Source organism: Streptomyces sp. NPDC058052, assembly GCF_042885515.1.
GTDB lineage: Bacteria > Actinomycetota > Actinomycetes > Streptomycetales > Streptomycetaceae > Streptomyces.
Map to the genome: position 1 here is coordinate 1 of NZ_JBHVRX010000106.1, position 1,055 is coordinate 1,055.

Genomic DNA, 1,055 nt, shown 5'->3' on the forward strand with positions numbered 1-1,055 from the left:
CTTTAATACTCATCTTAAAATCTTGATATTCATAAGTACGATATAAATAATAGGATCTTATCCCCCAAATGATTAAAAGTGTAATTCCTAGAATAAACATACTCATCGCTATTGTATACCAATCATTCAGTCTTAAAGATAATGGAAGTGCAACAAGTGATAAACCCACAGGAACTTGTATTACGACTACCATTATTACGTAAATGAGAACATTGATTATCTTGTTCCCTTGATGACTAACTCTAGAATTCTTGTTTATTTTAGAATCACACATACTTTTAACCTCCAGCTTTAGTGATAACATTTATGTAACTTACATTACTACATTGCTATTTATTGTTATCGTTGTCAATGTTATACAAAAAAAGTGCACATCTTTGAAATCTCAAAAATATGCACTACCAATTATGTGTTATTTAATTTTCATTATAACTTTTCCCGGATCTACAGATTTAACATCTTCAATTGTTAATGTTTTATCACCTAAATTTGTGATAATTACCGGCGTAACAATACTTGGTGCGTTATCTTTTAGATAAGCTAAATCAATTTTCATTAAAGGTTGACCTTGTGTTACAGTTTCATCAGCTTGAACAAAGCTTTCAAAGCCCTGTCCATTCAGTTTAACTGTATCGATACCAATGTGAATTAAGACTTCTACACCTGTATCTGATTCTAAACCAATCGCATGTTTCGTTGGGAAGATGGTTTTCACGTTACCATCAAAAGGTGCTACGATTTCGCCTTTTTCAGGAATGAAACCTACGCCATCGCCCATCATTTTTTCAGAGAAAACTTTATCCGGAACATCCGTTAATGGAATCATTTGACCATGTCCAGGTGAATAAATTTCAGTTTCAATGACGTCTTCTACATGAACTGGTTCATCAGAAATCTCTTCAGTTACTGTTGTCTCACTAGGTTTAGTAATTTCTCCACTCATAATCTTTGCCATGTCATGCTTAATTTGATCTGATTTTGGGCCAAATATAGCTTGCATGTTATTTCCTACTTCTAGAACTCCAGAGGCACCTAACGCTTTCAATCCTTGAACC

At 33.5% G+C, this 1,055-nt stretch carries 2 protein-coding genes; both read right to left on the reverse strand.

Going from position 1 to position 1,055, the window contains the following annotated elements; translation table 11 throughout:
• Positions 1–304, reverse strand: a 304-nt coding sequence (locus ACFVU3_RS40245) for a hypothetical protein (protein WP_390073738.1), incomplete at its 3' end; no start/stop codon positions are given.
• Between the two features lie 108 nt (positions 305–412).
• The coding region (locus ACFVU3_RS40250; protein WP_390073739.1) for a glucose PTS transporter subunit IIA at positions 413–1,055 on the reverse strand (643 nt) is incomplete at its 5' end.